This window comes from Methylobacterium sp. NPDC080182 (genome assembly GCF_050281105.1).
Taxonomy (GTDB): domain Bacteria; phylum Pseudomonadota; class Alphaproteobacteria; order Rhizobiales; family Beijerinckiaceae; genus Methylobacterium.
The window spans coordinates 222,538-243,655 of the sequence record NZ_JBNNWO010000001.1; the positions used below are offsets into that span (position 1 = coordinate 222,538).

The 21,118-nt window shown below is 72.3% G+C and carries 20 protein-coding genes; 9 read left to right on the forward strand and 11 right to left on the reverse strand.

Features of this window, described 5'->3' with window-relative positions:
- Positions 1–66: 66 nt before the first annotated feature.
- A complete protein-coding gene (locus ACQKQD_RS01170) occupies positions 67–1,596 on the reverse strand; it encodes a phytoene desaturase family protein (RefSeq protein ID WP_427507264.1) in 1,530 nt (509 codons plus the stop codon).
- 97 nt (positions 1,597–1,693) lie between these two features.
- Entirely contained in the window at positions 1,694–2,542 is an 849-nt protein-coding gene (locus tag ACQKQD_RS01175; protein WP_427507265.1) for a type 1 glutamine amidotransferase, read from the reverse strand.
- Between the two features lie 197 nt (positions 2,543–2,739).
- Between ACQKQD_RS01175 and ACQKQD_RS01180 the strand changes: the two genes are divergently transcribed.
- Together ACQKQD_RS01180 and ACQKQD_RS01185 are read left to right on the forward strand one after the other, a co-directional pair.
- Positions 2,740–3,054: a hypothetical protein gene (locus ACQKQD_RS01180; RefSeq protein ID WP_427507266.1), complete on the forward strand. Its 315-nt coding sequence runs from the start codon at positions 2,740–2,742 to the stop codon at positions 3,052–3,054.
- A gap of 55 nt (positions 3,055–3,109) precedes the next feature.
- Positions 3,110–3,610 (forward strand): cache domain-containing protein, encoded by a 501-nt coding sequence (locus ACQKQD_RS01185; protein ID WP_427507267.1) that lies wholly within the window; start codon positions 3,110–3,112, stop codon positions 3,608–3,610.
- Between the two features lie 26 nt (positions 3,611–3,636).
- Here ACQKQD_RS01185 and ACQKQD_RS01190 read toward each other — a convergent pair whose 3' ends face one another.
- From ACQKQD_RS01190 to croR, 7 genes are all read right to left on the reverse strand, one after another.
- Complete coding sequence (locus ACQKQD_RS01190) at positions 3,637–4,845, reverse strand: ABC transporter permease (RefSeq protein WP_091926493.1); 1,209 nt, start codon at positions 4,843–4,845, stop codon at positions 3,637–3,639.
- Positions 4,842–5,819 carry an ABC transporter ATP-binding protein gene (locus ACQKQD_RS01195; RefSeq protein ID WP_427507268.1) on the reverse strand — a complete coding sequence of 326 codons (978 nt, stop codon included), beginning with the start codon at positions 5,817–5,819 and terminating at the stop codon, positions 4,842–4,844. The genes ACQKQD_RS01190 and ACQKQD_RS01195 overlap by 4 nt, the downstream gene beginning before the upstream one ends.
- 4 nt (positions 5,820–5,823) lie before the next feature.
- Positions 5,824–6,243: a DUF2141 domain-containing protein gene (locus ACQKQD_RS01200; protein WP_427507269.1), complete on the reverse strand. Its 420-nt coding sequence runs from the start codon at positions 6,241–6,243 to the stop codon at positions 5,824–5,826.
- Positions 6,244–6,287: 44 nt separating this feature from the next.
- On the reverse strand, positions 6,288–7,877 hold the full coding sequence (gene crtI / locus ACQKQD_RS01205; protein ID WP_427507270.1) for a phytoene desaturase family protein: 1,590 nt from the start codon (positions 7,875–7,877) through the stop codon (positions 6,288–6,290).
- Between the two features lie 232 nt (positions 7,878–8,109).
- Positions 8,110–9,111, reverse strand: coding sequence for a helix-turn-helix domain-containing protein (locus ACQKQD_RS01210; RefSeq protein ID WP_427507271.1), 1,002 nt, complete (start codon positions 9,109–9,111; stop codon positions 8,110–8,112).
- A gap of 186 nt (positions 9,112–9,297) precedes the next feature.
- Positions 9,298–10,125: a TrmH family RNA methyltransferase gene (locus ACQKQD_RS01215; RefSeq protein ID WP_427507272.1), complete on the reverse strand. Its 828-nt coding sequence runs from the start codon at positions 10,123–10,125 to the stop codon at positions 9,298–9,300.
- Position 10,126: 1 nt separating this feature from the next.
- Positions 10,127–10,600 carry a 3-hydroxybutyryl-CoA dehydratase gene (gene croR / locus ACQKQD_RS01220; protein WP_020090850.1) on the reverse strand — a complete coding sequence of 158 codons (474 nt, stop codon included), beginning with the start codon at positions 10,598–10,600 and terminating at the stop codon, positions 10,127–10,129.
- A gap of 189 nt (positions 10,601–10,789) precedes the next feature.
- Between croR and ACQKQD_RS01225 the strand changes: the two genes are divergently transcribed.
- The 3 genes from ACQKQD_RS01225 to ACQKQD_RS01235 all read left to right on the forward strand — a co-directional run bounded on the left by ACQKQD_RS01225 (position 10,790) and on the right by ACQKQD_RS01235 (position 13,314).
- On the forward strand, positions 10,790–11,395 hold the full coding sequence (locus tag ACQKQD_RS01225) for a cation transporter (protein ID WP_091676268.1): 606 nt from the start codon (positions 10,790–10,792) through the stop codon (positions 11,393–11,395).
- Positions 11,396–11,427: 32 nt separating this feature from the next.
- Positions 11,428–12,279: a metallophosphoesterase gene (locus ACQKQD_RS01230; protein ID WP_427507273.1), complete on the forward strand. Its 852-nt coding sequence runs from the start codon at positions 11,428–11,430 to the stop codon at positions 12,277–12,279.
- A 141-nt stretch (positions 12,280–12,420) separates the two neighbouring features.
- Positions 12,421–13,314, forward strand: coding sequence for a transporter (locus ACQKQD_RS01235; protein ID WP_427507274.1), 894 nt, complete (start codon positions 12,421–12,423; stop codon positions 13,312–13,314).
- Between the two features lie 181 nt (positions 13,315–13,495).
- On the opposite strand, the gene ACQKQD_RS01240 is transcribed toward ACQKQD_RS01235, so the two are convergent.
- The gene (locus ACQKQD_RS01240) at positions 13,496–14,941 is read right to left on the reverse strand and encodes a homospermidine synthase (protein ID WP_427507275.1); all 1,446 of its coding nucleotides are present in this window, start codon (positions 14,939–14,941) and stop codon (positions 13,496–13,498) included.
- A 375-nt stretch (positions 14,942–15,316) separates the two neighbouring features.
- Here ACQKQD_RS01240 and ACQKQD_RS01245 point away from each other — a divergent pair, with 375 nt between their 5' ends.
- The 4 genes from ACQKQD_RS01245 (at position 15,317) to ACQKQD_RS01260 (ending at position 20,330) form a co-directional block, all read left to right on the forward strand.
- Positions 15,317–15,493: a hypothetical protein gene (locus ACQKQD_RS01245; RefSeq protein ID WP_427507276.1), complete on the forward strand. Its 177-nt coding sequence runs from the start codon at positions 15,317–15,319 to the stop codon at positions 15,491–15,493.
- A gap of 102 nt (positions 15,494–15,595) precedes the next feature.
- Positions 15,596–16,285, forward strand: a complete 690-nt coding sequence (locus ACQKQD_RS01250; protein WP_056531428.1) for an invasion associated locus B family protein — start codon at positions 15,596–15,598, stop codon at positions 16,283–16,285.
- 137 nt (positions 16,286–16,422) lie between these two features.
- A complete protein-coding gene (locus ACQKQD_RS01255; protein ID WP_427507277.1) occupies positions 16,423–19,854 on the forward strand; it encodes a hypothetical protein in 3,432 nt (1,143 codons plus the stop codon).
- Positions 19,851–20,330, forward strand: coding sequence for an AAA family ATPase (locus tag ACQKQD_RS01260; RefSeq protein WP_427507278.1), 480 nt, complete (start codon positions 19,851–19,853; stop codon positions 20,328–20,330). Before ACQKQD_RS01255 ends, ACQKQD_RS01260 begins: the two co-directional genes overlap by 4 nt.
- 19 nt (positions 20,331–20,349) lie before the next feature.
- Here the strand turns inward: ACQKQD_RS01260 and fliP are convergent, their stop codons facing one another.
- Positions 20,350–21,108 (reverse strand): flagellar type III secretion system pore protein FliP, encoded by a 759-nt coding sequence (gene fliP, locus ACQKQD_RS01265; RefSeq protein WP_427507462.1) that lies wholly within the window; start codon positions 21,106–21,108, stop codon positions 20,350–20,352.
- Positions 21,109–21,118: the final 10 nt, after the last annotated feature.

Below are 21,118 nucleotides of genomic sequence, written 5' to 3' on the forward strand. Positions count from 1 at the left end.
GCAGGGGGGCGCCGTGCGCGCCTCTCGCGCCCCCCGTACCGGGGGGCGGAGATGGCGGCGTCGCGGTCACGCCGAGGCGCGCAGGGCGCCGCGCGCGTCCTGGTCATGCGCGTCGGCGGCGATCCAGCCCGACATCATCACCATCGGCATGCCGGGCCCCGGATGGGCGGCGCCGCCCGCGAGGTAGAGGCCGCGCACCTGCCGCGACCGGTTGCCGGGCTTGAACGCCCCCATCACGCGCCCGTGGGAGGCGAGGCCGTAGATCGCGCCGTTCAGGACCTTGTAGCGCTCGTGGATGTCTTGCGGCGTGAGGTGGCGCTCGACGACGATACGCTCTTCGAGATCCGGCATGCCGGCGGTGCGCTTGAGCTTGTCGAGGATCGTGCGGCGGTAGTTCTGGAACAGCGGCCCGTCCGGACGCCAGTCGTGGTGCGGCCGCAGATACGGCGTGTGCACGAGGACGTAGAGCGCCTCGCCGCCCTCGGGCGCCACGCTCGGATCGGTGGAGGAGGGAGCTGCCAGATAGGCGGTGGGGTCCGGGGCCGGCTCGCCCTTGTTGTAGATGTAGTCGAACTCCTCCTCCGGGTCGCGGGAGAAGACGAAGTCGTGGTGGTTGAGGTGCTCGTAGCGCTTGTTCAGGCCGAGATAGAGCACCACGCCCGAGCAGGCCGGTTCGGGATTCTTCTTGGCGTAGGCCTTGGCGGCCTCGCCGCCCACGAGCTCCCGGTAGGTGCGGACCGAGTCCATGTTGGAGATCACGGCGTCGTAGGGCGTGACCCCCGCGGCCGTCCGCACGCCCCGGACCGCGCCGTTGGCGGTCTCGATCCCGGTCACCTCGGTGTCGGTCTTGCACGTGGCGCCGAGTTCCTGGGCGAGCTTCGCCAGCCCCTCGGCGACGGCGCGGGTGCCGCCCATCGGGTACCAGACGCCGTCGGCCGTCTGCATGTGGGCGATGGCGCAGAGCACTGCCGGCGCGCCGTAGGGCGAGGAGCCGACATACTGCACGAAGTGGTCGAGCATCTGCGCGAGCCGCGCGTCCTTGACCTTGCCGCGGATCGTCGAGGCCACCGAGGCGTGCATGCGCAGCGACAGTACGTCGCGCAGCGTGCCCGGGTTCATGTTGGCGCGGATGTTGATCGTGTCGAACAGGTCCTCGACGGGCTTCCAGAAGAAGAACTTCTCGGACACGCCGTGAAGATGCTCGGAGATGGCGATGAACTTCTTGTAGCCCTCGCCGGTACCGGGGGCGAAGCGCTCCATGTCGCCGGCCATCCGCTCGACGTCCTGTATCAGGTCGATATGCGTGCCGTCGTCGAAGAAGCAGCGCCACTGCGGGTCCAGGCGGCGCAGGTCCATGTAGTCGTGGACCGAGCGGCCGGACTCCGCGAAGATCCGCTCCAGCACCCGGGGCACGGTCAGGATCGTCGGCCCCATATCGAAGCGGAAGCCGCCCTCGTGGAGCACCGCCGCCTTTCCGCCGAGCCAGCCGTTCTTGTCGTAGACCGTCACGCGGTGGCCCCGCGCGGCGGCGACGCACGCGGCGGCGAGTCCGCCGAGCCCGCTGCCGATGACGGCGACCGTGGAATCCTGGCTCATCCTGCTGGCTGGCTCCCCGGGCCGAGGAAGGCGTGGCCCGCAGAGCGAAGCTAGACCTGGGGCCGGGCGGGTCAACGCGCCACCCGGTCGCGGTCGCCTAGTGGCGGCGCTCGCCTGTGGACAGGCGCGCCAGGAAGTTTCCGATCTCCCGCCGGCGGAGCCCGGCCTCCAGCACCTCGGGCCCGACGCCGTGACGCCAGGCCAGGCGGCGCGCGGTCTCCGGGTCGTGGCCCTGGAGCGTCGCGACTTCGTCGGCATAGGCGGCCACGGCCCGCGAGTTCTCGGCGAGTCCCGCCTCGACGATGGCGGTGTCGCAGAGGCGCAGCATCGCGGCCAGCTCGTCGAGGTCGAGCTCGGGATGATACTGCGTCCCCCAGAACCAGCCGCGATCCCGGCGGATCTCGAGGGCCTGGATGCCGAGAACGCGGTTGCCGGCGAGCACGCGGGCGCCCGGGGGCGGCTCTAGGACGGCGTCAGAGTGGATCGCCGGGGCATCCCAGGTCGCCGGACGGCCGGCCAGCAGAGCGTGAGTCCGGCCTTCCTCGGTCGGGGTGATCGCCCGAGCGAACCCGTATTCCGGCCCGCGGGGATTCTCGGCGGCGCGCCCGCCCGCCACCGTGGCGGCGACCTGCACGCCCCAGCACGAGCCGAAGACCGCGCGCCCGGCCTCGAAGGCCGCGCGCATCAGGTCGAGCTGCCGGTTCACGGCCGGCGTGCCCTCCGAGACCTTGAGGGTCGAGCCGGTGAAGATCAGGCCATCGAACTCCGCGAGACCCGCCGGCAGGGCCGCGTCGGCGTCGGCGGCGTTGACGTGCCGGCAGACGGAGCCCGGCGCGAGGTCCCGCACCACCGCCGCGTAGGACTCGGCCGAGGTTCGTCCGGTGGCCGCGACGTGGAGATCGCGGGCAGCGCGATCGTTGCCGTCGGCGATGAGCAGGCGGAGCATGCGGGATACCGGGGAGCGCGGCCGTAGCGGAGGCGCCTCTATGTCGGTGCGCACCGCGTCGCAGGAACGGCGCGGATCGTCGCGGGAGGCGGGCGCTGAAATCGGGCCCGACTCCTCCAAACGGGTGATGCGCCCCGCGAGGCCGGGTTTACCCCTGCCGTCTCGGACTCCGAGGAACGATCAGCGCGGAGGACAGGATGCCAGATCTCGCCGAGGTGGAGCACTACTGCGCGGAAGCCCGGGATATCCTCGCTCACGCGGAGAACATCGTTGCCGACCTGGACCGGAGAGGTGCCTGCGAGGGGCACTGCCTGATGGCGAACCAGGGCCTCGCGGCGCTGCGGAACCTCGACCGCATCATCGAGCGGCACCGCAGGCGGCTGGCGTTCCTGGCCCTGCCCAACGCGGTCGGCCCGTCCCCACCTCCGTCCCCTCCGCGGAAGCGGAACTGGCTGCTCTTCCTCCGGCGGCGCGGCGGGTACGCGGGCCATGGCATCGAGGCGCATTCCTAAGGCTTCCCCGGAGGATCGGGCGAGCCACGCGAGGCGCGCAGATCCCCGCCTGTCGGTGACGCGGCGGTGCGACGGCCTGTCGAGAACCCTGCTGGTCGGGGTCGTGCTGCTCGTCCTGGGGTTGGCCATCCCGGTCACCGCCCGGCGATCACCCCCGCCGTTGCACCAGGCGGCCGAGATCGAGGCCCTGGTCAACAGGGCGGCCGACATGCTGGAGGCCGAGGGCGCGCGGGCGTTCGACGCGTTCCGGCGCAAGGGGAGCACCTGGCGATACGGGGACGTCTACCTGTTCGTCGTCGACCTGCGGGGGATCGTCCTCTTCAACGCCGCCCATCCGAACCGCGAGGGCCACGACCTGCTCCACGAGCGCGACGCCGACGGGAAGCAGTTCCACCTCGATCTCATCGACGCCGTCACGCGGTTCGGGTCCGGATGGGTCGACTACATGTTCCCGAAGCCCGGCCAGTCGGCGCCGAGCGTGAAATGGAGCTACGTCTGCGCGACGCGCGTGGCCGGCGTGGAGGCGCTGGTCGGTGCCGGCGTCTACGTGGAGTAGCGCCGTCCGGGTCGGGACGCCGGGACCTAGGCCGTCCGCCGCGCCGCCAACGCGAGGGCGAACGCGAGACCGGCCAGGGTCAGCGCCGCCAGGACGCCCAGGGCCGGGGCCGCGGCGGAGAAGCCCTCGCCCAGGGCGCTCTGGTAGGCCTCGATCGCCCAGGCGTTCGGGGTGAGCCATCCGGCCTGCTGCAGCCAGGGCGGCATCAGGAACCGCGGGACCATCGAGCCTCCGACCGCCGAGAGCAGCAGCACCCCGAAGGTCGAGGCGAGATGCGCCTGCTGGCGCGAGGCCGCGAGCGCGCAGGCCGCGAGCGCCAGACCGGCCGCCATCGCGGAGACCAGCAGGCAGGCGGCCAGGAAGGCCGGCCAGTGCGGACCGATCTCGACGCCATAGAGAAGCGCGGCGGCCAGGAAGATCAGTCCGGCCTGGACGAGCCCCTGCAGCGTCAGGAAGGCGAACTTTCCGAGCACCACGACGGGCAATCCACCCGGCCCGGCCATCAGCCGCTCGGTGAGGCCCGTCTCGCGCTCCTCGACCAGGGACATGGCGCCCTGCATGGCGGCGAAGAGCAGGAACACCGCGGTGATCGCGCCGGCGTAGTAGCTCACCCGGGCATTGGCGGTCCCGGACGCGGTGCTGCGGCGCTCCACTAGGGAGGCGAAGCTGAACGGTTCCTTCTTGGCACGCTGCTCGGCGAAGGCCTCGTCGAGGAACCGGCGCTCGTCTGGACCGATCTTGCCCGTGCGCTCGACGTCGGCGACGACCCGCGACAGGACCACGTCGGGCAGCGCCTCGTTCAGGACCCGCTGGAGCTGGCCGAGGGCGATCGGTGTCGCCAGCGCCTTGGCGGGGTTCTCGACCAGCACCACCGGCTGGTCCGCGGAACCGGGCGCGGCCTCAGCAGGGGCGGCGATCAGGTCTCCACGCAGGACCAGCGCCACGTCGACCTCGCCGGCCCGCACCGCCTGCGCCACGGCGTCGATGTCGGTCGCGGGCAGCCGCGTCACCCGGAGCGAGGGATCGGCCGCGAGCGCGTCGGCGAGGCGCTGTGTCGCCGCGGTGTGGACGAGGTCGGCCAAGCCGAGATGGATGCGGATCCGGTCGCCGATCGCACCGGAGAAGATCGCCGCGAAGATCGAGAAGATCACGGTCGGCAGCACGAAAGCCATCACCAGCGCGGCCCGGTCGCGCAGGAGGGTCAGGAGCATCACCCGGAAGGCGGCAGCGATCATCCGGCGGCCCCGACCCGGAGCGGGGTGGCTTCGGGATCCGTCAGTTCCCGCGGGCGGAGGGCGTCGAGATAGAGCGTCTCCAGCCGCGGCGCCCGCACCCGGATCTCGGCCACCGGAACGTTCTGGGCGCGCAGGGCGCCGAGCAGTGCCGCGCCGTCGAGGCCGGCCCGTTCGACCGACCGCCAGACGAGGCCGCCAGCCTCGGCGGGCACGAAGCCGGCCCGGCGCAGCACGCCCTCTGCCTGTCCCGTCACCGGGCCGGTGAGGCTCAGCTCCCGCTCGGGTGCGCCCGTGCGCAACTGCGCGAGCAGGTCGGCGAGACGGCCGGCGCGCACGACCCGGCCCTGGGCCAGGAACGCGACCCGGGAGGCGAGGCGTTCCGCCTCGGCGAAATCGTGGGTGGCAATCAGGATCGCGGTGCCGGCGGCCTTCAGGCGGTCGAGCACCGCGTGGATCGCGGCCCGCGCGGCGAGGTCGACGCCGCTGGTCGGCTCGTCGAGGAGCACCAGCCGGGGCCGGTTCATCAGGCTCGCGGCGATGTTCACCCGGCGCCGGTACCCGCCCGACAGGACGCCGACCGGGCGCCGAGCCACATCGCCGATGTCGGCCATGGCCAGGGCGGCCTCCACGGCCGCCTTCCGGTCGCGGCGGGAAACCCCCGCCAGCTGCCCGAACACGCCGAGATTTTCCGACACCGTCAGCCGCGGGTAGAGGGCGATCTCCTGCGGCACCCATCCGATGGCGCGGCGGGCCTGTCCCGCGCGGTACGGGTCCGCTCCGGCCACGCGCACCGATCCCCCACTCGGAGCGAGGCGCCCCGCCACGAGGCGCATCAGCGAGGACTTACCGGCCCCGTTCGGTCCGAGCAGCGCCAGGGTATCGCCAGTGCCGAGGTCGAGATCGACCTGATCCAGCACCCGTCGGCCGCGGAGGTCGAGGCCCACGCCCGCGAGCCGGACGAGGGGGGCGTCCATCGGTTCACCGACCCGGCAGGGCACGGCCGAGGCGCACCCGTACGGCGGCGCCGGGCTCCCGGAGGGCGAAGGCCGCCTCGGCGAAGTCGGGTCGCGCCCGCCGCCCGACGGCCCCCGAGAAGCCGTAGGGCTCGAGCGGCAGGCCGAGGCCGGTGCGGTCGAGGCGCCCGTTGCCGTTGGCGTCCTGGTAGGCCGCCACCGCGTAGGTTCCCGGCGGGACATCCCGGAAGGTGAACCGCGCCCGGTCAGCGGTGGCCGGCGCGTCGTCCCCCCGGAGACACGACGTCTCCGAGAGACCGCCCTGACAGAGCGCGACGCGCACCTGGCCGCCCCTGGGCTCGATGCCGTCGACCTCGACCTGCACCGCGGCGGCCCAGGCGGGCAGGGTCACGGCGCAGAACCAGGCCGCCACGGCAACCGTCACGCGTCCTCTCGGCCTCCGGAGAAGGCTCCGGTCGGTCGCCGCGCTCACGAGGCCTCGCTGGAGGTGGCCAGCGGGGCGGTGTCGGGGATGCCGGCCGCGGCGGCGGCGCGGGCACCGGCAAGCTCCTCGATCAGCAGCCGGGCCGAGATGCGGGCTCCCTCGTAGATCACCGGCAGGCCGGAGCCCGGATGGGTGCCACCACCGACGATGTAGAGCCCCGGTCCGAAACGATTGTGCGGCCGGAAATACAGCATCTGCATCAGGTCGTGGGCGAGGTTGAAGGTGGCGCCTTCGTGGACGGCAAAATCCTCCTCCCACTGGGTCGGGTCGATGATCCGCTCGTAACGGATGCGGGACTCGAGATCGTCGATTCCGAGGAGCTTCAGCCGTTCCAGGATCAGGGCGCGGTAGGTCTCCCGCATCGCCGCCCAGTCGATCCCCGCCTTCAGGTTGGGCACCGGCACCAGCACGTAGAGAGCCGTGTGTCTGGGCGGCGCCATCCCGCCATCCGTGTAGCCCGCGTGCTGCACGTACAGGGACGGCTGCATCGGCAGCGTGCCCTCCGTGATCTCGCGGATGTTCTTCTCGTAGCCGTCGGCCAAGAGGATCGTATGATGCCCGAGGCTGTCGGGCATTTTCCCCTCGAGGCCGAGATACAGCATGAAGGTCGAGCAGGAGAGCCGAGCCTTCCGGATCTTGGCGTCGCGCCAGCGCGGCCGGTGCCGCTCCGGGACGAGGGCGCGCACGACCTTCGCGAAGTCACCGTTGATCAGCACCGCGTCGGCGTTGAAAGTCTCGCCGTCCGCTACCAAACCGGTGGCGCGCTTGCCGTCGAACAGCACCTCCTCGACGTTGCTGTTGAGCCGGAGGTCCACGCCCATGCGGCCGGCCAAGCCCGCCATCGCCTCGGAGACGGCGCCGCAGCCGCCCACCGGGTGATAGACCCCGTGCTCGTATTCGAGGAACGACAGGATGGTGAACAGGCTCGGGCACCGGAACGGCGACATGCCGAGATACTTGGTCTGGAACGAGAAGGCGAGGCGCACCCGCGGGTCGGCGAAGTGGCGCTTGAGGTCTCGGTCCACGCTCCGGCCCGGATGCAGGTAGGGCAGGGCGGCCAGCATGGCCGGGCTCGCCATGCTGCGCAGGGTGTGGAAGGCCTGTTCCAGGACCGGCTTGAAGTAGTTCAGCTTGGTCCGGTTCTCGGAGAAGAAGGCCTTGACGTTCTTGGCGTCGTCCGGCGCGAGGCGGGCGATCTCGCGCTCCAGGCGCTCGACGTCGCCGGTCGCGCGGATCGTTCCCGAGATCCCCTCCGCGCCCTCGAACACAAGGTGGTACTGCGGGTCGAGCCGCTCGAGCTTGACGTGGTCTTCCAGCCGCTCGCCGCAGCTCGCGAAAATATCCGCAAGAATCTGTGGATAGAGGAAGAACGTCGGGCCGATATCGAATCGGTAACCGCCGGGAGCCTCGACGGTCTTCGTCCGACCCCCGACCTGCGGGTCCTTCTCGAAGATGGTGACGTGGATCCCGGCCCGCGCGAGCAGCAGGGCGGCGGCCAGTCCGCCCGGTCCGGCCCCGACCACGGCCACCCGGCGTCCGGTCAGCGCCCGCAACCCATCCCCAGACTGAAGCAACGTCCCCGACTCCTCACAGAATCCCGATACCCCGTGCAGCCAAGCTAGCTTCGCATCATCGCGCGGCAATTGCAGCCGTTTGTCGCGCGCACAACGCTGTATACGATCATACCGTGGATACACATCCTCAAGGTTTCTCGAGGCGAGCCGCGTCGCGGACCGCCCGTGGCCTCACCGGCGGCCTCGCCAGCGCCGGATCGCGTGTCGGGCCGTCCTCGGTGGAGCGGGCGCGTCAGCGCTGGCCCAGACGCTCGTACCAGGCGTGGGCCTGGGCGGGCGTCTGCTCGAACGTCCGGGTGCCGTGGGGCCTCCGCGTCTGGCGCCATTCCCGCGGCGTCACCCCGAATCGAGCGCGGAAGGCGCGGCTCAGGTGTGCGGGATCCTTGAAGCCGTGCTCGCTCGCCAGGCGCGCGAGCGCCCGCGTCTCGAGCGGATCCTCCAGGGCGATCCGGATCGCCTCCAACCGCTTCTCCCAGACGCGGTGCATGACGCCGCCGACGTTCTGGAACGCGCGGTACAGCACGGTCCGCGAGACGCCCGCCCCCTCGGCGAGGCGGTCCGGCGATAGGTCGGGCGAGGCCAGGTGGAGATCCATCAGGCGCTCGACGAGGGCGACGAAGCCGGCATCCAATTCCGGGCCCTGCAGCACGTCCGAGGCCGCGGACGGATCGAACAGGCGGCGGACGAAACCGGTCAACTCACCCGCGATCGCCGGCTCGTCGTCGGCGGTGGCCGTCGGCAGCCGGCGGTACAGGGCGTGCAGCCGGGCGACGAGCAGACGGTTCCGCTCCCTGTCGAGGAAGATCGGGATCCGCTCGACCGCGCAGTCGGCCAGCAGGTGCCGCGGGATGGTCAGCCCGATCGCGCTGGAGCTCACCCCGCGGGCATCGAGTTCCCGGCCCATATTGGCGGCCATGATCCGGTTGCGCTGCTGCATTACCGGGCTGCCCGCGACGTCCCCGGACAGGCCACCCGACACGTAGAGCATGAACGTGAAGTGATCCGGCGTCGCCGCGGCGTGGCGGCGATCGCGGACCATGTGCTGGGCCGAGAAGACCATCCGGCTGGCGAGGATGTCCCCCAGGACCGTGCAGGACAGGTTCCCGCGCGGCACCGGAGCCCCTTTGATCTGCTCGATCCGAACGATGGGTGCCATCAGATCGCGCCAGGCCGCGAAGGCCTGCGCGGGTTCGAGGGGATCGGTGTTGAAGTGAAGCGTCGGGAGACTCGACATGCGATCCGGCGCGGCGTCGTGACAGTCTTAAGATCTCAGCTTGCGCACACTCGCGCGTGGCGTCGAGATGTCCATGTGTTGCAGGCGGACGATTGTGCCTCGGCCCTATTTGGCGGCGTCCGCGCGGAGAATACTGAGTTCAGGAAACGGCCGGCCCGGGCGAAGGGAGCTGTCGTCGCGGCGCGTTCACGGCCTGCCGAGGCGCCCCTGGCCGCGCGCGATGGTGTAGAGGGCGACGCCCGCCGCGGTGGCGACGTTGAGCGAGTCGAAGCCGGCGGCCATCGGGATCCGGATCGGACGCGCCCGGGCCAGCGTCGCCGCATCGAGGCCGGGTCCCTCGGTGCCGAGGATCAGGAGCGCGCGCGCCGGGACGTCGAGCGTGTCCAGAGTCTCGGTCGCCCCCGGGCTGAAGGCCAGCGGCTGGAGATCGAGGGTTTCGGCGAGCCGCAGCCAGTCCTGCCCTTCCGGCAGCCGCGCGAAAGGCTGGATCAGGGCGGCCCCTGCGGAGACGCGGATGCTCTTGCGGTAGAGCGGGTCGCAGCTCGCCCCGTCGAGGAGCACGGCGTCGGCCCCGAAGGCCGCCGCGTTGCGGAATGCGGCGCCGACATTGTCGTGATTGGTCAGGCCCGCGAGGCCGACCACGAGGGCGGGGGCGGGCGGCGGCGGTACGAGGTCGGCCGCGCCGGGCTCCGGCCCGCGCAGGCCGACCGCCAGGACCCCGCGATGGATCGGGAAGCCCGTCACGGCGCTCATCACCGCCTTCGAGGCGCCGAACACGGGCGGCGGCTCCGCGGCGGCGGCGATTTCGGCGGCGAGTCCGGGCCAGCGCTCAGGCGCGAGGAGGATCGATTCGGCGCGGAAGCGGCTGCGGCGCCCGAGGAGCAGCCGCAGGGTCACCTCGCCCTCGACGATGAAACGCCCGGCGCGGCCCACGAGGTCGCGCTCGCGCATCCGGGTGTAGGGCTCGAGGCGGGGATCGTCCGGGTCGGCGAAGAGCTCCGGGACCGGAGACACCTCAGCCCTGGGACCGGTCGGAGCGGTTCGCCAGCGGGTCGGCCTCGGCCTTGGTCGGCACCTTCACCAGGGCCTCGCCGTCGAGGACCGTCTCACCGCCCACCGAGCACTTGCAGGCGAGGCGCGCGCGCCGCCGCTCAGGCATGAGTTCGGCCACCGTCACGGTGACGTCGACGACGTCGCCGATCCGCACCGGGGCGCGGAAGTTCAGGGTCTGGGAGATGTAGACGGCGCCGGGCCCCGGCAGGCGGGTGCCGAGCACCGCCGAGATCAGCCCGGCCGTGTAGAGGCCGTGGGCGATGCGGGTGCCGAACGGCGTGCGCGCGGCGAAGTGCTCGGACAGGTGGATCGGGTTGCGGTCGCCGGTGATCTCGGCGAAGCCCACCACGTCCGAGGAGGCGATGGTCTTCGAGAGGGTCTCCGACAGGCCGACCTCGAGATCCTCGAAATAGAGCACGCGCAGTTCGGGCAGCATGACGCGGCAGACCTCCGGTTCCGGCCGGTCATTCGTCTCGTGCAGCCGGCTCCGGCAACGGCGTCGCACGATCCCGGCGGCGAATCCACCCGGACGAAGGCGTAACGGCCTCGAACTTTCTTGAGCCGGGGACAGGCTTTTCTCAACAGCGGCTCGACAGCGCCGCGCGCGTCGGCGAAGAGGCGTCCCGTGATCGCCGATGATGCGCCCCGGCCCGCGCCGCCCGCCCTCCGCCCGGTCGTCGCCCGCGTGGCGGCGCTCAACCTCGGCTATTTCGGCATCGAGATCGCGGTGGCGCTCGCCATCGGCTCGGTGGCGCTGATCGCCGACAGCCTCGATTTTCTCGAGGACGCGGCGATCAACCTGCTGATCTTCGCGGGTCTCGGCTGGAGCGCGCGCAACCGCGCCCGCCTCGGGACCGCCATGGCGGGGATCCTGCTCCTGCCGGCGCTGGCGGGGGCCTGGGCGGCCTACGGCAAGATCGCCGATTTCACCGCCCCCGCGGCACTGCCCCTGACCCTCGCGGGGCTCGGCGCGCTCGCCGTGAACCTCACCTGCGCGCTCATGCTCGCCCGGCACCGCTCCGGCTCGGGCAGCCTGACCCGGGCGGCCTACCTCTCGGCGCGCAACGACGCCGTCGCCAACCTGGCGATCATCGCCGCCGGCCTGGTGACGGCCCTCCACCCGTCCCCCTGGCCGGACCTCGTCGTGGCGGCCGGGATCGCGATCCTCAACGCCGACTCGGCCGCCGACATCCTCAAGGCAGCCGCGGCCGAGCGCAGAGCCGCGCGGTAGCGGTCCCGAGCGGCGACACGGCAGCGACCATCATGCGCATCTTCCCCATCTCGGACCTGCACCTGGAGCGGCGCCGCCTCGACCGGATCGCGCCGCCCGCGGAGCCGTTCGACCTGCTCGCCTGCCCGGGCGACCTCCACGAGGGACATCCCGAGCGGGGGCTCGCGGCGCTGCTGCACCTCGCGCAGGGACGGCCGATCGTGCTGGTGCCGGGCAACCACGAGCGCTACGCGCCGACCGGGGACCGGCGGACCGCGCCGGAGCTGATCGCCGCCCTCGAGGCCGAGGTCGGCCGCCTCAACGGGCTCGGCGCGCGGATCCATCTGCTCCAGCACGCGCGGAGCTGCGTCATCGACGGTGTCCGCTTCGTCGGCACCACCCTGTGGAGCGACTGGACCCTCGCGGGGCGCTGGCTCGCACCGGACGCGCCGAACCGGCCCGACGATCCGGTGGCCTACGCGGCGTCCCGCATGACCGACCCGGTGACGGGCTCCCGGGAATATCGCGGCTCGATCCGCAAGGCCGACGGCAGCCCCTGGCTGCCGGCGGACGCGATGGCGGAACACCGGATCGAGCGGGCGGCCCTGCACGCGGCGCTCCGGACCCCGCACGACGGACCGACCGTGGTGGTGACCCATCACCCGGCGAGCCCGCTCGCGGCCGATCGGTTCCGGGACGCGCCCGGCGTCCCCTGGTGGGTGCCGGCCTTCTACGCCAGCACGGCCCTCGACGACCTCGCGGAGGCCGAGCGGCCTGAGCTGTGGATCTCCGGGCATTTCCACGCCGGCCACGACCTGCGGGTCGGCCGTTGCCGCTGGATCTCGAACCCGGTGGAGGGCACGACCTACCGCGGCGACTTCGTCGTCGAAGTCGAGGATCCGTGATTTAGTCCTCCCGCCAAGAGAACGGTCTGTCGACGCCGTGCGATCGCGCACGGCTTGGCCGTAACGGCGGGATGCTGTCGGAGTGAACGCCCGTCAAACCCTGATCGGCCCCGAATGACGGGGCTCAGGTTCGGGGTTTTCATGGCCGGATTTAGCCTGAGGTCACGTTGGGTCGCGGCGGCGGCTCTTGCCGTCTCGGCCCCGATCGCCGCCGCGTCGACGGCCACGACCGCGCGGGCGGCGTCCGCGGCGCAGCCGGGACAGACAGTCGGCCTGCCGGTGGGCGACCAGCTGCCGGTCGGCCTGTATTTCGTGAACCTGTCGAGCTTCGGCGTGCGCGGCACGCTCCCGCGCGACTCGTCGACCAACGTCAACCTGCCGACTTTCGCGTGGGCGACGCTCTGGGATGTCGCGGGTGCGCGCCTGCAGTTCTTCTTCACCCAGCCGGTCGCGGCGGCGAGCAGCCAGGGGGCACCCTATCAGAGCGGCGTCGGGCAGCAGCTGCTGGCGGCCCAGCTCGCCTGGGACCTCGGCGGCGATGTCGGCTTCAGCTACCTGTTCGGCGGCTACCTGCCGATCCAGACGCGGTTCCTGACGCAGTCGGCCTCGCTGACCCACCGCTTCGCGCTGAGCTACACCGGCCAGGGCTGGAACCTCACGGCGAACCTGCTCTACGGCGTCTTCCTCGACACGCGCTCGCCCAGCGGCACCCTCTATCCGGACTACATGAACCTCGACCTGACCATGACGAAGAAATTCGGCTCCTGGCAGATCGGCGCGGTGGCCTTCGGGTCGACGGACCTTCCCACCGGCGTGGCGAGCTACCGTCCGCAGGGCCAGATCGCGGTGGGCGGTCTCGTCGGCTACAATTTCGGGCCCGTGAACCTGCAGGCCTACCTCACGCACGACGTGGTCGAGCGCAATTACGGCGGCCGCGAGGTCCGCGGCTGGCTGCGCGCGATCGTGCCGCTGTATCAGGACAAGAACGAAGTCGAGCCGGGCCGCACCCTCGTGACGCGGCGGCAGGCCGAGTAGCCGAGCCGGCTGAAACTGTCGGGGCCGGTGTCATCCCGGGCATAGGCCGCGAAGCCGGGCGGGGGCCTTACGAAAGGGGCCTCCGAGATCGTCGCATCTCGGAGGCCCCTTCGTGCGTTCAGGACGGCGCCGCCGATCCGGCGCGGATCCGCGCCCCGACTGACGGGGCGCGGCGGAAGCCTCAGCCGTGCACCAGCACGTTGCGGAACTGCCAGGGATCGCTGGTGTCGATGTCCTCCGGGAACAGGCCCGGGCGGTCGGTGAGCGGCGTCCAGTCCGTGTACACGCCCACGACCGGGCCGAGATACGGGGTCTGGACCTCCAGGCAGCGGCGGAAGTCCATCTCGTCGGCCTCGACGATGCCGGCCTCCGGATTCTCCAGGGCCCAGACCATGCCGGCGAGCACCGCCGAGGTCACCTGCAGGCCGGTGGCGTTCTGGTACGGGGCAACCCGGCGGGTCTCCTCGATGGAGAGCTGCGAGCCGTACCAGTAGGCGTTCTTCGCGTGGCCGTAGACGAGCACGCCGAGCTCGTCGATGCCGTCGACGATCTCGGTCTCGTCGAGGATGTGGTGCTGCTCCTGCACCTGCGCCGCCTTGCCGAACATCTCGTGGAGCGACAGCACGGCGTCGTCGGCCGGGTGGTAGGCGTAGTGGCAGGTCGGCCGGAAGACCGGCTTATCGCCCTCGCGCACCGTGTAGTAGTCGGAGATGGAGATCGCCTCGTTGTGGGTGACGAGGAAGCCGAACTGCGACCCGGCGGTCGGCACCCAGGTGCGCACCCGCGTGTCGGCGCCCGGCTGCAGTAGGTAGATCGCGCAGCGCGACCCCTTCTCCTGCTCGCGGGCGTTGGCGGGCTTCCAGGTCTCGTGCGTCCCCCAGCCCAGCTCGGCCGGCTGGTTGCCCTCGGAGACGAAGCCCTCGACCGACCACGTGTTCACGAAGACGCCCCGCGGCTTCGGATTCTTGGCGCGCTGCGTGTCCCGCTCGGCGATGTGGACGCCCTTCACGCCCAGATCCTTCATCAGGGCGGCCCACTCGGCCTTGGTCTTCGGCTCGGGCCGCTGCAGGCCGGTATCCTGGGCGATGTTCAGGAGCGCCTGCTTGACGAACCACGAGACCATGCCGGGATTGGCGCCGCAGCACGACACGGCCGTGGTGCCGCCGGGCTTCTGCGCGCGGGCGTCGAGGATGTTCTCGCGGAGCGCGTAGTTGGTGCGGTCGCCCTGGCTCTTGGTCTTGTCGAAGTAGAAGCCCGGCCAGGGCTCGGCCACGGTGTCGATGTAGAGGGCGCCGAGTTCGCGGCAGAGCTCCATGATGGCGCGCGAGGAGGTGTCGACCGACAGGTTGACGCAGAAGCCCTGGCCGCCGCCCTCGGTGAGGAGCGGGGTGAGCACGTCGCGGTAGTTCTCCGGCGTCAGGGCCACCTTCTCGAAGCGCAGTCCGTGCTTCTCGGCGAGCGGCCGGTGCGTGTCGACCGGGTCGATCACGGTGAAGCGGGCGCGGTCGTACTCGAAGTGGCGCTCGATGAGCGGCAGGGTGCCGCGGCCGATCGAGCCGAAGCCGATCATCACGATGGGGCCGGTGATCCGGCCATGGATCGGGTGATGGGTCGGCTGGTCGGTCATGCGGGATATCCTCGTCTGGCGGACGCCGGGCGCGTCCGCTCATCTGCTCGCGGGCGGGTTATGGCGCGCGTGTGACAGTGCGGCGACAGGCCCGCGCCGCCGGAGCGGTGCCGGTGCGGTCCAGGGCCCGAGTCGCCGGAAACGCGCTCAATGGCGGCTTGCCCGTCGCCGGTCAACCGCGCGCCCAATACCCTTCGTTAACGCGCCCTCACCGAAACGTCGCGCGAAGTATGAATCCAGCGCATGCGTCCCCTATCATCTGCTCAGTGGCAGTCTCTTGGCGCGGGCCTCATATTGCAATGCAGCAAGGCCGCGCAGAGGGCCGTAGAGTTGGGGAGCGACGAAACGCCCGGGACCTCGCACCTGGAGTCCGTCATGCTCGCGCTCATCACCGCCCGGATCCCCGGCCCCGCCGTCGAGAGCGCCGATCGCGATCCCGGCTTCCTGACCCTCGTCTTCGCGGTCGCCCGCACGCTGCGCGTCGGCGCGGAGAGCGCCTTCGCCCGCCGCTGCGCGCTCGCGCGCTCGATCGGTGGCCCGAATCCTCTCTGAGACGCGCGCAACCCACCGGCGCCGCCTCCGGCGATTGCGTCGCCCCGGCTTGGGCATTAGGCGGCACTGCCGCCCAATGGCTCTCCGGGGGATCGTGATTCCATGTCGACATTTCGTGCGCTTCTGCGTCTCAGCCTGATCGCGACGTCGCTTGCGGCGGTCCCGAACCTGGCGGCGCGCGCGCAGGATGCCGAACCCGACGCCGCTCCGGCCGCCGAGGCGCCCGCGAAGCCGAAGCCCAAGCCGCGGCCGAAGCCGGCTCCCCACAAGGCGGCCAAGCCTACCGAGGCGGCGAAGCCCGAGGAGGCCGCGACGCCGGCGGCCGCTGCGGCGCACGCCGTGTGGCCCGCCGGCGCCAGCACCGTCAGCGAGAGCTACGGCGACTGGACGATGACCTGCACGCGCCCGAGCGACAAGGTCACCTGCATCGTGGCCCAGTCCCAGGGCGATTCGCGGACCGGCCGGCGCAAGTTCGGCTTCGAACTGCAGACGCCCGCGAACGGCCGGGCCGAGGGGATCGTGCTGATGCCCTTCGGGCTCGCCATCGAGCCGGGCGTGACCTTCAAGCTCGACGAGCAGACCCTCGGCAAGGGCGCCCCCTACACGACCTGCAGCGCCGAGGGCTGCATCGTGGCGATCAGCTTCCCGACGCTCGCCCTCGACGGCATGCGCACCGCCAAGGCCCTCACTGTGACCGGCGAGAAGGCGGGCGGCACCGAGCCGGCCACCGTCACGGTGCCGCTGACGGGCTTCTCGCAGGCCTTCGATCGCGCCGTCGCCCTCGGCGGCTGAGCCGCGCGGCGGCCCGCGGCCTTTTCCGGTTACGGTTAAGCCAGCGTTAGCCGCGGTCGAGCAGGATCCCGCCGAGAAGTGGCGCCGCGCGCCGCGGTCCCTCGGGTGCCGCGCGCCGGGTTCGGATCGGCGAGGCGATGGGATCGGTGGGCGGGCGACCCCGGAACGGTCGAGGACGCGGCGCGCGGGTGCTGACCGCGGCGCTGGCGCTGCTCGCCCTTCTGGCAGGGATCGCGCCCGCGCTGGCCGCGCGGCTCGTGAGCACCAAGGGCAGCGAGGTCGGCACCGGGGCCGGCGGCTACGGCCGGATCGTGCTCACCTTCGACAAGCCGGTCGCGGTCAAGGCGAAGCTCGCCGGCGGCGTCCTGCTCCTGAGCTACGGCGAGCGGGTGGCGCCCGGGCCCGAGCACCTCACGGACGAGATGCCGGCCTTCATCGCCAGCGTCCGCCGCGATCCCGACGGCACGGGGCTCCGCCTCGCCCTGCAGCGCCCTTACCGGGCCAACGTCCAGTCGGCCGGCGAGCGCGTGTTCGTGGACCTGCTTCCGGAGGGTTGGTCCGGCCTCATGCCGCCGCTGCCGGCCGAGGTGATTGCCGACCTCGCCCGCCGGGCCCGGGCGGCCGAGGAGGCGCTCAGGGCGCGCACGCCGGAGCCGGTGCGCCGGGCGCTGTCGCTCGAGCTCGCGCTGCTTCCGACCCTGACGCGGCTGTCGCTGCGCCTCCCCGCGGAGGCCCTCTCCACGGTGACCGCCGAGGGACCCGTGACGCGCGTGCGGGTGATCGGCGCCTGGACGATCGATCCGAGCGGCACCCGCGGCCGTCCGCGCCCCGGAATCGCCAAGCTGGCGACAGAGACCGACGCGAACTCGGCGAGTCTCCTGATCACGCCCGAGGACGGGTTCAGGATCGGCACCGAGCGCGAGGACGGCGCCATGTACGTGGACGTGGTCCGCCCCAAGCCTCCGGAGCCGGCCGCGACCGCCGTCGACGTGCCGGGTCCCGCCGCCGCGAAGCAGGCGCCGCCGCTGCCGGTCGCGTCGCGCCCGGCCCAGGCCGGTGCGCCAGTCACTGCGCCAGTCACGGCGCCCGTCGCTGCGCCAGTCACTGCGCCGGCGGTCGCGCCGCGCCCCCCCGAGCCGCCGCCGACGCGCCGGGCCGGCGGCGGCTTGCTCTTCCCGTTTCAGACCCTCCCGCCGGCGGTCCTGTTCGAGCGCGGCGGGATCGCGACGCTGGCCTTCGAGACCGCCGAGCCGGTGGTCGTCCCGCCGGCGAGCCAGGGCCTCGCGCCGATGGGCGCACCCGCCCGGACGGGGCCGCTCACGGTCGTGCGGTTCCCGGTTCCGCCGGGTCGGCTCGTCGATCTCAACGCCGTCACCACCGGGACCGGCGTGGCCTGGGAACTCTCGGCGGGCAGTGCGCTCAGTCCGAGCGACACGATCGATCCCGTCCGCAAGCCCGATCCGTCCGGCCGCATCGCCGTCACCCTGACGCTGCCGCATCCCGGATCGGCGACGTGGCTCGCCCTCGACGATGAGCGGATCGCGGTGGTCACGTCGGCCGCGCAGCGCCCCGTCGGCAATCCGAAGAACCGTCGCTTCGTCGATTTCGAGATCCTGCCGAGCCGGCACGGCCTCGCGGTGCTCGCCGGCGCCGACGATCTGGCGGTGCGGCCCGAACTCGACGGCGTCTCGATCGGCCGCGAGGGCGGACTCGCCGCGTCCATGGCGGCGCGCAAGCCGGACGTGGCGCTCGTCGACGCGGGGGCCCTCGCGATCGCGAAGGAGCCCTGGGAGCGCGCCAGGATGGGCAATGTCCGCGCGACCCTGCGCGGCCTCTTCGACGCGGCCGTCGCGGCGACGCCGACCGAGCGCGGGCCGGCCCGCCTGGCGCTGGCCCGCGCGGATCTCGCCAACGGCCTCGATTACGAGGGCCTCACCGCACTGGAGATCGCGGCCGCCGACGATCCGCTGCTGGCCATCCAGCGCGACACCGCCGTCCTGCGGGGCATCGCCCTGGTGCGGATCGGCCGGAGCGCGGAGGCGCTGAAGGCCCTCAGCGTCCCGCTCCTGAGCGACGATCGCGAGGCCGCGTTGTGGCGCGCGATGGCCTCGGCCGGGGCCGGCGACTGGAAGACGGCGGAAACGGGCTTCCTCAAGGTGCTGCCGCTGGCCGACGGCTATCCCGCGGACGTCGCGCAGACGATCCGGGCCCGGGCCGCCGAATCGGCGATCGAGAACGGCGATGCCGAGACCGCTGCCGCGCGCGCCGAGGCCGAGCGCGACCTGCCGCCCTGGATCCGTGACCGGCTGGCGATGGTCCGCGCCCGCGTGGCCGAGGCGACCGGCCAGACCGAGGCGGCCCTGGACGCCTACGCGCGCCTCGACGGCTCGGCCGTCCGCCCGGTCTCGGTCGAGGCCGCGCTGAGAGGGGCACTCCTGGCGCAGGCCTCCGGCAAGCTCGCGCCCGATGCCGCCATCGAGCGGCTGGAGCGGCTCGCCCTGACCTGGCACGGCGGCCCGGTCGAGGACGGCATCACCGCCGGTCTCGCCCGCCTCTATCTCGCCGCCGGCCGGTGGCGCGACGCTTTCACGGTGGTGCGCCGGGCCAACGTCTTCGCGCCGAACGCCCCCGCGACCGCGGCCCTGGCGCGGGACGCGCAGACGGCCTTCGAGAACCTCTACCTCACCGACAAGGGCGACAAGCTCTCCGGGATCGAGGCCGTGTCGCTCTTCTTCGATTTCCGTGAGCTGAGCCCGATCGGGCGGCGCGGTGACGAGGTGGTGCGCCGTCTGGCCGACCGCCTCGTGACCCTCGACCTCCTCGATTCGGCCGCCGACCTGCTGCAGTACCAGATCGACAACCGCCTCACCGGCCCGGCGCGATCCGCGGTGGCGGCGCGGCTCGCGACGGTCCGGCTGATGGACGACAAGCCGATGGAGGCCCTGAAGGTCCTCGACGCCACCGAGCTGCCCGAGCTTCCGGGCGAACTCAAGCGCGCCCGCGGGCTGGTCCGCGCCAGGGCCCTGTCGGACCTGACCCGCACCGACCTCGCGCTGGAAACGATCGAGGACGAGAGCGGTCCGGATATCGAGCGTCTTCGCGCCGACATTTACTGGGGCGCGCGCCGCTGGCGCGAGGCCGGGGAGGCCCACGAGGCCCTGCTGGGCGATACGTGGCAGTCCGGCCAGCCGCTGGACGATCAGGCGCGCGCCGACATCGTGCGCGCCGCGATCGCCTACGATCTCGCGCACGAGGCCGTGGGCCTGGAGCGGCTGAAGGCGAAATTCTCTGAGGGGATGGCGGCGAGCCCCGACGCCCGCACCTTCGCGCTCCTGACCGGCACCGACCCGACCCGGGCACCGGGCTTCCGGGACATCGCGGCGCGCGCCACGAAGGTCCAGACGCTGTCGGCCTTCCTCGCCGAGTATCGCAAGCGCTATCCGGATGCCGCCGCGCCCGCGCGCGGTCGACCCGAGGCGCCGGGTGCAGGCGGCGAGGCGCCCGCCGCCGGTGCCCAGGGCGGACAGCAGCAGAGCAGCGCCGGGACACCCGGTGCGCCGCCCGGGTGAGCGCGGCGGTCGTCATCGACCCGGATGCCTTCCTCGAGACCGAGCGCGGCCGCGTCTGGACGCCCGAACGGAACGCCGAGGCGTGGCGGCTGGCCCTCGCGGCGCTGCGCGCGGCGCTCGCCGCGGACTCGGTCGAGCGGCTCGTGGTCGTGTGCGGGCTGCAGGGGGCCGGCAAGTCCACCTGGATCGCCCGGCAGCGGCCCCGGCTCGGCCGCGTCTACTTCGACGCCGCCTTGCCCGGCCGGCGGCACCGTGCGCCGATCCTCGCCATCGCGAGAGCCTGCGGCGTCGCCGCGGAGGCGGTCTGGATCCGCGCGCCGCTCGCGGTCGCCCTGGAGGGGAACCGGCGGCGCGCCGCCGACCGACAGGTTCCCGAAGAGAGCATCCGCTCCGTCGACCGTCTGTTCGAGCCGCCGTCGCGCGCGGAGGGCTTCGCGGCGGTCCGGATCGTCGACGCGACGTCCCGCGCCGGCTGACGGCCCGGCACGGCCGCCGTCAGCCGCCGTAGCTCTGGACCAGGGAGCCGGCCACCAAGGTCCAGCCGTCGACCAGCACGAAGAAGATCAGCTTGAACGGCAGCGCGACCGTGGCCGGCGGGACCATCATCATGCCGACGGCCATCAGCACCGAGGCGACCACGAGGTCGATGATCAGGAACGGGATGAACAGCAGGAAGCCGATCTCGAAGGCGCGGCGCAGCTCCGAGATCATGAAGGCCGGCGTGACGATCTCCAGGCCGACATCCTCGGGGCCCTTCGGTGTCGGCACCTTGGCGAGGTCGAGGAACAGCTTCAGGTCCTTCTCGCGGACGTTGCGCAGCATGAAGGTCTTGAACGGCGCCGAGGCGCGCTCGAACGCCTGCGCCTGCGTGATCCGGCCGGCGATCAGCGGCTCGATACCGGCGTTGTAGGCGGCGCGGCCGGTCGGGGCCATCACGAAGGCGGTCAGGAACAGCGCGAGGCTGACGAGCACCGCTGTCGGCGGCGCCGTCTGGGTGCCCAGCGCCGACCGCAGGATCGACAGCACGACGACGATGCGGGTGAAGGCCGTGGCCATCACCAGCACCGAGGGGGCCACCGCCAGGACGGTGATCAGCGCCACGAGCTGGAGGGCGCGCTCGGTGGTGCCGCCGGCACCGAGATCGAGGGTGACGCTCTGCGCGAGGGCCGGACCGGCGGCGAGCACTCCGCCGGCCAGCGCGACCAGTGCGACGAGCGCGACCGGCGACAGGCGCAGCTTCGGGACCTGGCGCATCGGGCGTGTC